The sequence below is a fragment of the Paenibacillus sp. JNUCC 34 genome, from assembly GCF_058269055.1.
On sequence record NZ_CM177770.1, the window covers coordinates 4,250,326 to 4,264,503 of the forward strand.

Genomic DNA, 14,178 nt, shown 5'->3' on the forward strand with positions numbered 1-14,178 from the left:
AGTCCCGTATTACTCTTCGGAACTGCCTGTCTCCCTCATCTTAATTACATGGTGAATGCGAAGAACAGCTGATGCCACTTCCCCTGCCGCACGGAGTCCATGAAGCTTAACAGGAGCAGGATCTACGATCCCTTGGTCCTCATAGTTGATAACCACGCCGGTATCGCAGTCAATTCCCATGGAATCTGTCCCCAGGGAAATCTGTGCAGCACGTACTGCCTCCATTTTCTCCAAAGGGTTATATCCAGCATTCACCAATATTTGTGACATCGGTCGTCGCAATGCTGTAGAAACGGCTTCTATACCGAATGCTTCCATACCTTTTTGGACTTCCCTGTGACGCTCCAACTCGTAGGAAACAGCCAGTTCGCTTGTCCCGCCTCCAGGCAGCACTCCACCAGCCACCGCGGCTTGAAGAGCTGAAGCTGCGTCACAGGCGATACGTGCTGCCTCACCGACAACCTCCGACGTGCTGGCACCGACAATAACGGTAACAACACGCTCTCCAGCATCGCTACCTTGGAGACGAACACGCTCCAAAGTTTCATCATATACGGCTCGAGGAGTATAGCCTAGAATCGGCACTAATTGTTCAGGGTCTTTATGTAGCGCCGTTCGGCGCACCGGTACGGCCCCTGTCATGTCGCAGACTCGGCGAATATCGGCCCGTGATACACGGGGAACGACCATAATTCCGTGATCCAGACAAAACTGCTCGGCGTCTGGATGAATTCCTTTTTCCAACAGAATTAGTTTAACAGACAATTCCGACAGACGCGCCAAGTCAGAAGCAAACACTTTACGCAGATCCATATATCTGGCGAATCCAGCTTCAGTGGTCAGTACCTCTTCATCCAGCTCATCGGGTTCCAGAGAATCCAGCAGCACAAGCACTTTTGCATCGTTATACTCCTGCAGTTCCCGGGTGAACAAAGGCTTCTGCCGAAGCAGTATTCCCTCGAACACCTCATTCTCCGCTTTTTCAAGTGCGATAATACTGCTGGCAAGTGAATAAGATGGGTCCCTTAAACGGTCAATTCCCGCTTTATAAGCGGCCTGCATGACCAGATCCACCATATCCCGCCGTTCACGTCCGGCTACAAAAGCCGTTCGTTCCAGCAAAGGGTCGTCCAGACCATCAATTACCCGTACCCGATCGGATAGAAAACGAAGCGCCATATCAACGCCTTGTCTCATACCCTCCACGACCTTCGATGCCGGAACACCTCGGACAATTTGCGCTACGCCTTCTTGAACCAATGCTCCTGCAAGTACGGTGGCGGTTGTAGTACCGTCCCCGATTTTCTCTTGCTGGGCACGAGCCACTTGAATGAGAAGGCGTGCTGCCGGATGAGTTACATCCATTTTATCCAAAATGGTTACCCCATCGTTCGTGATCACAACCTCGCCGCGGGTCCCAACCAGCATGACATCAAGCCCTTTGGGGCCAAGTGTTCCCTCAACGGCAGATGTGACAGCCCGAACCGCATTGCTGTTGTTAATCAGCGTGGAATGGCGTTCATCGCCATCCCCATGCGGCTGTTGTCCTTGGCTCATCACTCTCACTCCCTTATTTATACCAGTGTGACAGTAATCTTGTCAGATCATGCGAAAGGATATTCAATATCCCGATCACACGGGCGTATTCCATTCGTGTAGGCCCTAATATACCGATTGTTCCAAGCGCTTTGCCATTAGCGGAATAGGTTGCTGTGATCAAGCTGCAATTCGCAATGGCTTCGTGGTCGTTCTCCGTACCGATGCGCACCTGAATGCCAGTCTCTCCCGGCGTTGGTGTCATCATTTTCATTAGAGTCGGTGTTTGCTCGAGCAGTTCAAAAATGTTTCGTACCTTATCCACATCTTTGAACTCCGGTTGATTGAGCATATTGGTTGTTCCACTCAAATACACCTTCTGGTCCTGTTCCTTACTATCCAATGCAACTTCAAGCACACTCATTAATTCCTCATAGTGATCGATGTGCCGCTGCATTTCCTGACCTAATTCGGAGTACAGACGGGTCTTTAACTTGTACAGAGGCACATTTGCCAATTTACTGTTCAAAAGGTTGACCACTTGCTCCATTTCCGATACGGATACACCTGGCGGAATACTAACGGTTTTGTTCTCTACCTGCCCGGTGCTCGTTACAATAATAGCTACGGCTGTATTATCGTCCAAAGGAAGAAGTTGGAAATGACGCAAAGACGTATGAAAAACTTCCGGTCCCAGTAGGATGGAAGTGTAATTCGTCATCTGTGACAAAATACCGGCCGCATGCTGAATCATTTGCTCCATGACATTCAGCTTCTCGGCAAAAAATGCTTTCATCATCTGCAGTTCGGAAGGATTCAATGAAAACGACGACGTAAGGTGATCTACATAGTAACGATATCCCTTATGCGAAGGAATACGTCCTGCTGAAGTGTGAGGCTGTTCCAAAAAACCAAGGTCCTCCAAATCAGCCATCTCATTACGAATCGTCGCAGGGCTGTAGCCCACATCTCCGCGTTTAGAAATGCTCCTTGATCCAACCGGCTCTGCCGAACGGATATAGTCATCGACGATCGCACTCAAAATCATGCGTTGACGATCTGTTAACATGTCGCTCCCTCCTTGCTGACTGCATGTTTTTCCATGTCGTTAGCACTCATCATCATCGAGTGCTAACCGCTATAACAAAAATACCAAACCGACCAGAGTATTGTCAAGTCAGTTCGGCATCTTAAGAACAGCTATTTTGACCCGTGAGCTACAACACTAAAGAACGTATTTACCTGAGCCCACGTATTTATTTGTTTTCGGGTTCCAAGTAAATATCCCTACCGCCGAGTTCCATCCACCTTCAGGTTTATAATTTTTCCAAAGCTGATATACTTTACCCTGTTTATCAATTTGAACATCAATATCGCCCATTACTTTAAGAACTTGTTTTAATGTTCCGTCTTTGTAACGATAAACATACATTTGAGTGTTTGAAGGGAAATAAGTGGCGGTAAGGGCAACATGCTTCTCTTTAGCAGTAACCGAGTAAATCTGGATATTGTAATCTTCATAACCTTCTTCGTCTGAAATCCCTGTATTGATCAACACAATAATACCTTTGGAATTAATCAAATAAAAATTGCCAGAGTTCGTCAAAATAAAAGATTCCTGTTTCTTGTCTGAGTTCACGTCCGCCGTTTTGATCAATCTTATGGTTTCATTGGGATACTTCTTCTTAAAAATATCCTGGGGTTTTAAAGACTGAGCGTTCGTAACTGGGATACTCAACCATGAAACTAGAAACATCAATGCCAATGACCATGTAAAAATCTTTGTTTTCATAATTAGCCCCCCTTATGTATAAAGTTATTCCACCAGATGACGGATGCAAGTTGTTAGTCGCATCCATGAAAAAAGGACTGCCCGTAATACTGAACAGCCCTTTATTTGCAATAATCAGTTACTTTATTTGATTCGAAACAGTCAGTTCATTACTTTCAAAACTGCTATTTCATCACAAGCATGCTGTTTTTTGCAGTGAATACAGTCCGTCCACACCTTCTCCGGGAAAATCTCTTTTTCCACCACGGCAAAGCCGTTTTTAATAAAAAAAGAAACCTCATATGTCAAAGCCATCACCTTCGGGATTTCTCTCCGTTTGGCCTCGGCCATAAGAGAATCCACCAGCATGGAGCCGATTCCCTTACCTTTATAACCTTCGGAAATGCCAAGAGAACGTATCTCTACGAGATCACTTCCAAGCTGGCATAAAGATCCGCAGCCAATGACCGTTCCGTCCCATTCGGCTACGACAAACTCTTCAATCTGCTTCTCCAGCACATTCCGCGACCGGGGCAGCATGATTCCTTTTTCCGCATATCCCTGAATCATCTGGTACAGAGGTTCTACATCCTCTACTCTCGCTTTTCTGCATACGGCCGGCATTTCTCTTTCTCCCCTTTATACGCTCCGTTATATTATGAATAAATATACAACAGAGCGTATAGAAGTTCAATAGATTAATTACCTGACAAACTGCCTATAAATTCAGCAAATACTTCATTTCCGAACAATATTCCCTGTTCACTCAGTTTATAGCCATCATCTGTCGCATCCAGCAATCCTGCATTAACCATCTTATGAAGCGGACGCGCAAAGACAACGTCCAGCGAAGTGTTAAACTGCTGCTCAAAGCGACTGCGGGAAATACCGTCAAGCACCCGTAAGCCGACCATCAGGAAATCCTCCATCGCTTCCTCAGGGGAAATATCGTAGCTATCGAGACGCGGAAGACCGCTTTTTACAGCTTCAACATAAGGATTGACTCCTTTAATGTTCATATGGCGCTGACGACCAACATAACCATGGGCGCCTGCCCCAAGACCGTAGTAGTCCTCATTTAGCCAATAGGTCATATTATGCTTACTTTCAAAGCCAGGTTTGGCAAAGTTACTGATTTCATACTGTTTGTAACCCGCCTCTTTCATCCGGTTCATAAGCAGAAGGTACATATTCAGCTCAGCTTCTTCATCCGGAAGAGGCAGCTGATTTCTCTGGTACAAGGTATGGAACAGCGTGTTCTCTTCTACCTTCAAACTGTATATGGAGTAATGGGGCAATCCCAGTTCCAGAGCCTTTGTAACACTCTCCGACAGCATGTCCACCGTCTGGTTCGGCAACCCAAACATAAGATCAATCGACATATTGTCAAACCCGGCTTTTTTCGCATTTTCAAGACTGCGGTAAACGTCATCCGTATTATGAATTCGGCCTATACCAGTCAGCAGATCGTTCTGAAACGCCTGTACGCCAAAGCTGATACGATTTACACCGCCTTCTCGCATGACAGACAGTTTCTCCAGATCCGTCGTTCCAGGATTGGCCTCCATGGAAAATTCAATGTTATTATCCCATTCAGGAAAATGATCACGTACAGTCTTCAGAAAATACTCCATTTCCTTCGGCTTCAAAACCGTTGGGGTGCCGCCCCCCACAAAGATACTCTTGATCACTCCCGGTGGAGATGCCTTAACGGTCATTTCCATTTCGCGTTCAAGCGCCTGCAAATAATCCATGACAGGCTGACCCTTTAGAACATACGAATTAAAATCACAGTAAAAACATTTATTCGTGCAAAACGGAATATGAATATATACAGCCTCAGTACGCTTGCTGTTTCCGTCTATAAATGGCGTCGTCATAAAGAACCTCCCTTGCTTAGCCCTGCTCATAAGCTGTTAGCTTAATACTTTATATCATAATTTTAAAACTTCTTAATCATGAAAGAAAAGGAAAGCCTGATCGGCTTTCCTCTCGTAATCCCTCTGTATCTGTTCAGCATTCGAAAAAACCTTAGTTGTCGTCGATTTTGAGAACCGCCATGAACGCTTCCTGCGGTACCTCAACACTTCCGACCTGCTTCATCCGCTTCTTACCTTCCTTCTGCTTCTCAAGCAGTTTCCGTTTACGCGAGATGTCGCCGCCGTAGCATTTGGCAAGAACGTTTTTACGCATTGCCTTAACGGTTTCACGGGCCACAATCTTCGTTCCGACAGATGCCTGAATCGGCACCTCGAACATCTGACGCGGGATAAGCTCCCGTAGCTTTTCACATATAGCCCGGCCGCGATGAAATGCGCGATCACGGTGCACGATGAAGGACAAAGCATCCACCTGCTCTGAATTGAGCAAAATGTCCATTTTGACCAGATTTGAAGTACGATATCCAGACAGTTCATAGTCAAACGAAGCATAGCCTCTCGTACTGGACTTCAACTGATCAAAGAAATCGTACACGATTTCTGAGAGCGGTATCTCATACGTAATCGTAACGCGTGTCGTATCAAGATATTCCATGTTGATGAACTCACCGCGTTTATTCTGACACAGTTCCATAATCGTACCCACAAAGTCGTTAGGCACAATGATGGCTGCCTTGACATAAGGCTCTTCCACATAATCGACCTTACCAACCTCAGGATAATGCGACGGGTTATCGATCTGAATCTGCTCCCCGTTCGTTAAGGTGATACGGTAAATAACGCTTGGTGCCGTCGTAATCAGCGGAATATTAAATTCACGCTCGATACGTTCCTGGATAACATCCATATGCAGCAGGCCCAAAAATCCGCAGCGGAACCCAAAGCCCAATGCACTGGAAGTCTCCGGCTCGAAACTGAGCGACGCATCGTTAAGCTGAAGCTTTTCAAGTGCTTCACGCAAATCGTTGTAATCTGATGTTTCGATCGGATACAGCCCACAGAACACCATCGGGTTGATTTTACGATAACCAGGAAGCGGTTCAGCCGTAGGTTTTTTGGCATCGGTAACCGTGTCACCGACCTGAGTATCTCCTACATGCTTGATACCTGCCACGATAAATCCTACATCGCCCACCTGCAGCTCATCCACGATAGTCATTCGCGGCTTGAACGCGCCAACTTCGATGACCTCGAATGATTTTCCGGTAGCCATCATCTTGATCTTGGATCCGGCTTTAATGCTGCCATCAATAACGCGAACGTAAACAATAACCCCTTTGTACGGGTCATAGTGCGAATCGAAGATAAGCGCTTTAAGCGGCTCCTCGGAATTACCAGTAGGTGCTGGCACCTGCTTGACAACCTGTTCCAAAATCTCTTTAATCCCGATACCTGCTTTTGCAGAAGCCAGGACGGCTTCACTCGTATCGAGACCGATAACATCTTCGACTTCTTGCTTCACGCGATCAGGATCTGCACTCGGAAGGTCGATTTTGTTGATGACCGGTAGGATTTCAAGGTTATTGCCCAGGGCCAAATACACGTTAGCCAGCGTCTGGGCTTCGATGCCCTGAGCGGCATCTACGACGAGTAGCGCGCCTTCACAAGCCGCCAAACTCCGTGATACCTCATACGTAAAGTCAACGTGCCCCGGGGTGTCGATAAGATTCAAAATATAATCCTCACCATCATCCGCACGGTAGTTCAGATGAACAGCCTGCAGCTTGATTGTGATCCCCCGCTCCCGCTCTAGGTCCATTTGGTCAAGAACCTGCTCTTGCATTTCACGAGTAGTCAACGCACCCGTGAACTCCAATATACGGTCTGCCAATGTCGATTTTCCATGGTCTATATGTGCAATGATACAGAAATTACGAATTTTTTGTTGTCTTACTTGTACGTCAGTCATGCCTTACCCCCAACAACCACCAGATGTTTGAATCAATTTATTATAACAGTTGGTTGTGCACACAGCAATGGCAAGTACTTTTTACATTTAATCCGTGATAGAACCGAACATGGAAACTACCCAGCGGATGCTTTGATTCGAGAGCTGCTGAAGGAGCCCCGCCGTTTTGTCGGCAAGTACATCTGCAGGCGGCTTTGAACTTTCCGGCAGCAAAATGTCACGCGGGGTTGGTTCAAATTTCGGCTGTTCCTCCTTTGTATAACGGTCATCCACCTGTTCAATAGTTTCCCCTGCCGATGCTTGGGAGGCTGCATCTTGCGCTTTATGATCAAGAACCGGAAGGTCGCCCTGACCTTGCTGAGCCTGCTGAACCTGCCCGGACATAGGTCCTTTCTGAACCATAGGTCCTTCCATCCCGCCCAGCTGCATACCTATAAGTACACCGATTCCGGCCCAAATTACGATAGCGATCAACTTTTTCCCGGCTCTTGACATTGTTTCTCCCCCTTGATTTGTTTATATATCAGGACTGTTTACTGTTCTTCTGAACGGTTGCTGTTTCGTTCCCGGTTGTTGCCTTCGTCCCATCTTTCTTGTTCATTACACTTGCTTTTTGAGCTTTCTGATCCTGCCAGTACACTTCTGCAATCATATCGGCAAGCAATTCGGCTGTACGCTGTAATTCTTCCTTCGTGCTGTCAATACCGCCGATTTCTATTAAAATACTGTTCGGTGACAGGGATTGATTGTACTCCCCATTACCTTGGTCCGCCGATTTTCCCCACACGCCGCGGGATACTCCCGGATAGGATTTCTCCAGCAGTTGATTGATTTTGCTTGCAAACTCTTCATTTTCACGCCAGTTCTTGTTCGCATGCCCGATAATAAAATACACCTGTGCGTAATTGACTCCGTTGATCGTTGTCGTTGTCTTGCTGTGTCGCTGAGAATCCCGATGGATATCTATCAGGTAAGAAAGGTCTTCGTTCTGGGAAAGGGCCGACTTTACCGTCTGACGTGAATATTTATAGGAATAATTCCAGTTATAATCTGGTACGCTGCTCTGGTAATCACTCTTATCGTGAACCGTTCCAATGCCTTTCGCTTCAAGCCTTTTTGCTACCATACTGCCCACCAGCATAATATTTTTGTTCGGTGAAGAAGATCCCGGATTACTGCTCTGCTTCTCCAGCAGTGGATTGAACGCTTCCTGCGGATGAGAATGGTAAATAAGTACGTTCTTTTTAGCTGAGTCTGTTCCAGTCTTTCCATTTTTATTAGTACTCCCGGGGCTGCTTTCAGACGGTGGTTTCACCGGATCTTTCTCCGTCTTTCCAGGCACAGTGGCGGCTTCCGGCTTCTCCTCAGGTTCTGTTGGAGAGTGATCCGGCCGGTAATCCGCCGGTGCTTCCCCTTGTTCGTTACCTGAACCGGTCCTGAGCGGGACCGGCTGATTTGTCTTCATGCCCGGCACCTCACCAGCCAGAAGGCTTTTGGGATCCCTTGGATTTACGCTAGTCAAAAGTTCAAATACGAACGGAGTCATTTTTTCTGCAGACAGGGTGGACGATTCCTTTTCCAATGCCATATGCGGCATTTCCATTCCAATCATGTCGATAAAAAAACGGCTGGACAGCGATGCAGCCAATCCCTTCATAGAGGAGACCGGAGATGTGTTCAGACCTTTCTCTGCCATCCCCCCGAGTCCCAGCAATAAGAAAAACAGAAGAGACCCTAGCATCAGCAACACCAACGTTCGTCCCATGCTTAAACCTTCCATAACCTTTCGTTTCAATCTAGCAATATTCCAGATACGAAATTTTCGATTGTTCATATCGATGTCCTCCTCCGTTAACGGGAATACAACAAGCTTTGACTGCTTGTCCCGCGACTCTGTAATCTCTTATATTTCAAATCTATGAACGGAGAAGAATCGATAGAACGTATAAACGAAATTCCTTTCAAAATATAATAGAATGCAAAAAGGCTGCCCTAAGATTCTGTTCAAGAACTTTGGAGCAGCCATATAGTTTGATATGTTTATATTGGTTGTAAACCTAGTGTGTGTATGCACCAACATTTCCAGGATCAACCGCTTCGTGCAGTGCAGCATTCAGACCGCTTGCTACGATATTGGCGATATCCTCGATAAACTCGTCAATCTCTTTCGGCGTGACGATGAGGTCGTGACCAAGTGGCTCCAGCACCTCTTTCACTAATGCCAGGCGCTCATTTTCTGGGATCTCATTAAGCATGCCCATAATCTGACCGGTCTCCGGCGCTCCCTTGCCAAAATGATCCTTCATCAGCTCGATCGCATTGTTCACAATCGTTGATGCATAACATACGGTTGGAACACCGATAGCTATACAAGGTACGCCAAGAATTTCTTGAGTCAGACCCTTCCGCTTGTTGCCGATGCCAGACCCCGGATGGATACCGATATCTGCGATTTGGATCGTTGTATTTACCCGTTCCAGTGATCGGGAAGCCAGTGCATCAATCGCTACAATAGCATCCGGACGTGTCCGTTCAACAATGCCGTGGACGATTTCGCTCGACTCAATTCCAGTCAACCCAAGCACACCGGGTGCTACCGCACTGACCTGGCGGTATCCAGGTGACACCCGGTCCGGCATCAATTCAAAATAATGACGCGTTACCATGACATTTTCAACGACGAGCGGACCTAGTGAATCCGGGGTTACATTCCAATTGCCGAGTCCAACGATCAGAATGGAAGCATTTTTACCGATTCCGATACGATGGATGAAATCCTCGAACTCGCGGGCGAACACCGATGCCACCTGCTCCTGCAACCCGGTATCTCCTTTTCGCAAATCAGGTACTTCAAGTGTTACATAGTGTCCTTTGACTCTTCCAATCCTTTGGGAGGCAGCTTCATTTTGAACATCAAGTCGGGTAATCTTGATTCCATCCTCCTGCTTAACGTCTTCCAAAACCCCTGAAATCGGCGGAGCTTCAGAGCCGGAAACAAGCTCTCTCGATTCAACCGCCAAATCCGTTCGAACCGAATAACGCTGCAGATCTAATTCCATGCTGATTCACTCTCCTGCATCATAATAATGATAGTGTGCTGGAGTTGGACAAGGATTATGCAAAAGTCTTTTTCAAAAAAAGAAAGTATAAGATTCCATTTATACTTGACTTATATTTTTCGCAGAAGCGCATTTTCACCTTTTGAGAAAGTAGCCTGAAGTCGTCTCTACTTGGTATTGCTTTTTGTACCCCCCCATGCTAAAATATTTTAAGTTGTGAAACATTTCGCTCTATTGAAATGCCTTACAGGAGGTGAATGTAATGCCAAACATTAAATCCGCGGTTAAACGCGTCAAAACGAACGACAAACGCCATGCACTCAACATTTCCCAAAAATCCGCACTTCGCACAGCAGTTAAGAACGCTGACGTAGCGCTGGCTGGTACGGAGGTTGAAACTGCTAAAGCTGCTTTCCAAGCCGCTTCCCAAAAGCTTGACAAAGCCGTTACGAAGGGCCTGATCCATAAAAATGCGGCTGCCCGCAAAAAGTCCCGTCTGGCGAAAAGACTGAACGCTCTTACTGCCCAAGCGTAAGATTGCGTTTCTGAATAAGAAATGGAAAACCCTGAGACAGCCTAAGCTGATCAGGGTTTTTTGATAGTTTTGGAGAGTATATACTTTCTGGAGTCTACTTCCCTAATATCGCAAGAAAAACTTCCGCTAAATGCGGTCTGTCATCTTTGAAGTACGCCGATAGGCAATTTCTTCTATGTAGCGGTTAAGGGGCTCTAAGCCCCTAACCGAAGTAAAAACAACTCCAGTCCCAAGACTTTGTCCACTCCGCCCGTCTTCATCTTGTAATCCAAATCCCCCAGATGATTCAATATGTTTTCCAACCGGGAAGTTTCGAATTTTCGTGCCTGCTCCCCGGCAATCTTCACAGCATACGGATGCAGACCAATCTGCGAAGCGATCTGCTGCTGGGAGTAACTCTGTTTGGATAAAGTCTTCACCTGTAAAATAATCCGAAACTGTCTCGTGATGAGAGCGGCTATTTTAATCGGCTCCTCACGCTGCTTCAGCAGCTCATAGAATATGGCTAACGCTTTATCGATTCGAAGATTTGCGATATCCTCCACCAGAGCAAACACATTTTGCTCCGTGCTTCGGGCCACCATATGATCCACAGTTGCCTCATCCACTGTTCCGCCAGCTCCAGCGTACAGACACAGTTTATCAATTTCCCCAGCCAGGGTCTGCAGGCCAGTGCCTGCGTTGCGGACGAGTGCCTCTGCGGCTCCCGGACCAAATGAGCAGTTCTGTATCGAGGCCTGCTTGTCCACCCATCTCAACAATTCATCCCCACCGAGAGACATAAAAGCAAGAGCCGTTCCTACCTTCTTAACAGCCTTCACTACTTTTTTGCGCTCATCGAGCTTTTCATGCTGAACCATAAACACAACAACACTGTAATCCGCCGGATTATCTAAATATTCCAACAGCGCCTCTACTCTATGCTCAATTTTGCTGTTATCTTTACCAGCCGTAAACAGGGAATTATCTCTTACAAAAATCAGCTTTCTTGGCACCATAAAAGGTACGGTTTCCGCTTCCTCAACTACAGCCTGTATGGGCACTTCCCCTAGGTCCATATGAATCAGCGCAAAATCCTTGTCTTCTTTAGTTAACAGCTGCGATTCCAATAATGCAGCGAATTCATTCATTTGATATTTCTCACTGCCGTAAAGCAAGTAAACGGAGGATACCTCCCCCTGTTTTACCGCCTTTGCTGCTGCTTTGGCATCCATCCTGTGTTCCCCCTTCTATTTCTTTGTACACTATACCAAAAAAACTGCCCTTAAAGCGAGAAGCGGGCTTGCTTTTACATCAAAGAAAAACATCTCGACATAACTCAAAGAAGACAGACCGCACTTAGTCATAGTTTTTCTTGCGAGATAAGGATGCTGTTTACTTTGCAGTTTATACTTTCTTATCTCATAGCAAAAGAACCTCGGCGCGTTGGCTGCGAGGTCCTTTTGTCCCAACATCTATATAAACGCCGGACGGAATGCTCTAGAATCACTCCTCCGTCGGTCATACGACGGTGGTTTGGCGGCATATTTCTATATACCATAACCTATTCATATCTCTTGGTAAGTGTGCACCGGTTTATCGTCTTTTTATGGCTTTGTTACTGATTTTGTTGTATCTGATTTCTCTGGTATATCTGCTTTATCTTTTTTGTCTGCTTTCTCGGTTTGATCCGAATTTTCAGGCTTCTCGGTCTTTTCATCTTCTGGCTTGTTTGACTCAACCGGCTGTTGAACGTTAAGTACGTGCTTAACCTCTTTTTGGTCGACGAGCACCGTATAGGTGAAGTTCTTGCTGTCTACGGACCATTCTCCAGCAATCCAATCCCCGTTTAGCGGAAGTGAATGTATCACTTCAGGCAACTGATCAGCAGCTGCAGGGAGCCGATACATGACCAGTTGATCAATTTCTAAGGACGCACTGTAAAGGCCATCTGGAGAAGACCATTGCTCCGGTACCATAGTAATACCCTGTTTATACGCATTATCTAAAGAAGTATCCAGATTTTCCGTTACTGAAACATCTGTTTCAGCAGGCTTTTGGGTGTCCTGAATATCCTGTGATCCCTGGGAATCGGGTACAGGCAGCTCTGAAGGTGGAACCTTTGGTTTGTGCACCTCTTGTGGAGGTTCCGTATTCCCCGTTTTACCTTTCGTTGAACTCTCTCGGGCAGAAGTTCCTGCGTCCGGGCTGGCAGTCCGGCTCTTATTATCGTTTTTCTTGTCTTCTGCCGGCACTGCGTCCATATTGGACGATACACTTTCATCAGGGCTGCTCTTCTCCGCCCCAGCCTTCTCGGAGTCATCCATAGCCACTGCGAATGGCTGTATTTCTGCTTGCTGTTCATCCTGATTATTTACGCCACTGTCCTTATTTGGATCTTCACTCTCAGGCAGCTCCTGACTCCCGCCGCTGCTAGTCCTCATGCTTGTCGGCATATCCTCTTCCACAGACAGCTCAGCATCGGAGAGCATTTTCGGTTCATAATTGAATATGGCAACTCCGAGAATAACAGCCGCTGCTGCTGTACCAATCGCCGTCCTACCTGCTATGGAACCCCACCAGCTTGTTGTTCGTCTGGAACGCTTAAGCTCCGGAATCATTACGGCCGGCCCCTTGTTATCGTCAACTTTGACCTGCTCCTGACGGGCCAGGTCTATAGCATCCAGCTGCGGCAGTATAGAATCAACCAAACTGTAAGGAGGTGTGACAGCCGGAAGATCTTCCAAATCCCTTGACAGGGATTTCAGCACATTGAATTTTTCCGCGCAAGCCGGACATACAGCAACATGGCGGTACATCTGTGCAGTCTCTTCCGGATCAAGGTCTCGATCCAAATACCGGTGCATATATTCAACCACCTCTTGGCAATTCATCCTGATACACCACCCTTCTGATGCTCATGGAGCATGTTCTGAAGCTGTTGTCTTGCCCTGAATAAATACGATTTCACTGTGTTCAGTGGCAGATTCAGACAATCAGCTATTTCGTTGTAAGACAAATCCTGCAAATATCTTAAGACAATAACGGTGCGATGATGATCCGGCAGTTGATTGATCGCCTCTTGAATGTCCTGAGCCAGATACCCTGTCATCACTTCTTTCTCCACGTTCTGCCGATCCTGAAAAACAAGATCATGCTCATCAATGGAAACCGTAGGTTTCGTCCGCCGAAACTTATCGATACAAATGTTCGTGACGATTCGTTGCACCCATGTTTTGAATTGGGCTTTCTCTTCGTAGGAATTGATCTTCGTATAAATGCGAATCAATGCTTCCTGGGAAGCATCCATTGCATCCTGTTCATTGTTTAAAATATAATAAGCAGTCCGGTACACTTGTTGTTCAATTTCTCGCAATAGGGTGATTAGAGCGTCGCGATCGCCCGATTGAGCGGCTCTGATGAGTCCCTGCTCCACCACAGTGGATCCC

The 14,178-nt window shown here is 46.6% G+C and carries 13 protein-coding genes; 1 reads left to right on the top strand and 12 read right to left on the bottom strand.

All coding sequences use genetic code 11. The features are described 5' to 3' along the window. Window positions 1–9: 9 nt before the first annotated feature. From AC2TF5_RS19975 to gpr, 9 genes are all read right to left on the bottom strand, one after another. Window positions 10–1,557, bottom strand: a complete 1,548-nt coding sequence (locus AC2TF5_RS19975; protein WP_491298895.1) for a TCP-1/cpn60 chaperonin family protein — start codon at window positions 1,555–1,557, stop codon at window positions 10–12. Window positions 1,558–1,570: 13 nt separating this feature from the next. Further along, the gene (hrcA, locus tag AC2TF5_RS19980; RefSeq protein ID WP_491298896.1) at window positions 1,571–2,605 is read right to left on the bottom strand and encodes a heat-inducible transcriptional repressor HrcA; all 1,035 of its coding nucleotides are present in this window, start codon (window positions 2,603–2,605) and stop codon (window positions 1,571–1,573) included. A 156-nt stretch (window positions 2,606–2,761) separates the two neighbouring features. After that, a complete protein-coding gene (locus AC2TF5_RS19985; protein ID WP_491298897.1) occupies window positions 2,762–3,328 on the bottom strand; it encodes a hypothetical protein in 567 nt (188 codons plus the stop codon). Window positions 3,329–3,469: 141 nt separating this feature from the next. Further along, the gene (locus AC2TF5_RS19990) at window positions 3,470–3,931 is read right to left on the bottom strand and encodes an N-acetyltransferase (protein ID WP_491298898.1); all 462 of its coding nucleotides are present in this window, start codon (window positions 3,929–3,931) and stop codon (window positions 3,470–3,472) included. A gap of 74 nt (window positions 3,932–4,005) precedes the next feature. Then, window positions 4,006–5,187 (bottom strand): radical SAM family heme chaperone HemW, encoded by a 1,182-nt coding sequence (gene hemW, locus AC2TF5_RS19995; protein ID WP_491298899.1) that lies wholly within the window; start codon window positions 5,185–5,187, stop codon window positions 4,006–4,008. Window positions 5,188–5,338: 151 nt separating this feature from the next. Further along, window positions 5,339–7,156, bottom strand: a complete 1,818-nt coding sequence (lepA, locus tag AC2TF5_RS20000) for a translation elongation factor 4 (protein WP_491298900.1) — start codon at window positions 7,154–7,156, stop codon at window positions 5,339–5,341. A gap of 87 nt (window positions 7,157–7,243) precedes the next feature. Beyond that, window positions 7,244–7,651, bottom strand: a complete 408-nt coding sequence (locus AC2TF5_RS20005; RefSeq protein WP_491298901.1) for a hypothetical protein — start codon at window positions 7,649–7,651, stop codon at window positions 7,244–7,246. Window positions 7,652–7,679: 28 nt separating this feature from the next. Then, window positions 7,680–8,990, bottom strand: coding sequence for a stage II sporulation protein P (locus AC2TF5_RS20010; RefSeq protein ID WP_491298902.1), 1,311 nt, complete (start codon window positions 8,988–8,990; stop codon window positions 7,680–7,682). A gap of 223 nt (window positions 8,991–9,213) precedes the next feature. After that, a complete protein-coding gene (gene gpr, locus AC2TF5_RS20015; RefSeq protein WP_491298903.1) occupies window positions 9,214–10,215 on the bottom strand; it encodes a GPR endopeptidase in 1,002 nt (333 codons plus the stop codon). A 262-nt stretch (window positions 10,216–10,477) separates the two neighbouring features. Between gpr and rpsT the strand changes: the two genes are divergently transcribed. Further along, window positions 10,478–10,750, top strand: a complete 273-nt coding sequence (gene rpsT, locus AC2TF5_RS20020; protein ID WP_491298904.1) for a 30S ribosomal protein S20 — start codon at window positions 10,478–10,480, stop codon at window positions 10,748–10,750. 194 nt (window positions 10,751–10,944) lie between these two features. Here the strand turns inward: rpsT and holA are convergent, their stop codons facing one another. The 3 genes from holA to AC2TF5_RS20035 form a co-directional block, all read right to left on the bottom strand. Then, window positions 10,945–11,964, bottom strand: a complete 1,020-nt coding sequence (gene holA / locus AC2TF5_RS20025; RefSeq protein WP_491298905.1) for a DNA polymerase III subunit delta — start codon at window positions 11,962–11,964, stop codon at window positions 10,945–10,947. A 372-nt stretch (window positions 11,965–12,336) separates the two neighbouring features. Further along, complete coding sequence (locus tag AC2TF5_RS20030; protein ID WP_491298906.1) at window positions 12,337–13,623, bottom strand: anti-sigma factor; 1,287 nt, start codon at window positions 13,621–13,623, stop codon at window positions 12,337–12,339. After that, window positions 13,620–14,168, bottom strand: coding sequence for an RNA polymerase sigma factor (locus AC2TF5_RS20035; protein ID WP_241932768.1), 549 nt, complete (start codon window positions 14,166–14,168; stop codon window positions 13,620–13,622). Before AC2TF5_RS20035 ends, AC2TF5_RS20030 begins: the two co-directional genes overlap by 4 nt. Between the last annotated feature and the right edge of the window lie 10 nt (window positions 14,169–14,178).